The sequence below is a fragment of the Vallitalea maricola genome (assembly GCF_036985595.1).
In the GTDB taxonomy this organism is placed as follows: domain Bacteria; phylum Bacillota; class Clostridia; order Lachnospirales; family Vallitaleaceae; genus Vallitalea; species Vallitalea maricola.
This window is the reverse complement of record NZ_BTPU01000319.1, coordinates 1-293: the sequence shown is the minus strand read 5'-3', so window position 1 is coordinate 293 and position 293 is coordinate 1. Positions and strand designations below refer to the sequence as shown.

Here is a 293-nt window from a genome sequence, read left to right as displayed (position 1 = left end):
ATTGCTGGGTTATTGATGGGAGCTACTATGGGTCTGATAAATGGTTTGTTGACTGTGTATGGGAAAATACAATCATTTATTGTAACACTTGCCATGATGCAAATAACCCGAGGATTAGCCTTGCTTATCACTAATGGTAAACCGATTTCTAATCTAAAAGAAAAATTTGATTATTTTGGTGCAGGATATGTAGGGGTCATTCCAGTTTCAAGTTTAATAGCAATAGGAATATTTTTAATAGCTTTTATGTTTTTAAATAAAACAAAACACGGTATTTATATTAAATCTATAGG

The 293-nt window shown here is 31.4% G+C and carries 1 protein-coding gene; it reads left to right on the top strand.

Annotated elements, in window-relative coordinates; all coding sequences use genetic code 11:
* Positions 1-15: 15 nt before the first annotated feature.
* Positions 16-293 (top strand): ABC transporter permease (locus AACQ14_RS24225; RefSeq protein ID WP_423248010.1); only part of this gene is annotated, 278 nt, incomplete at its 3' end.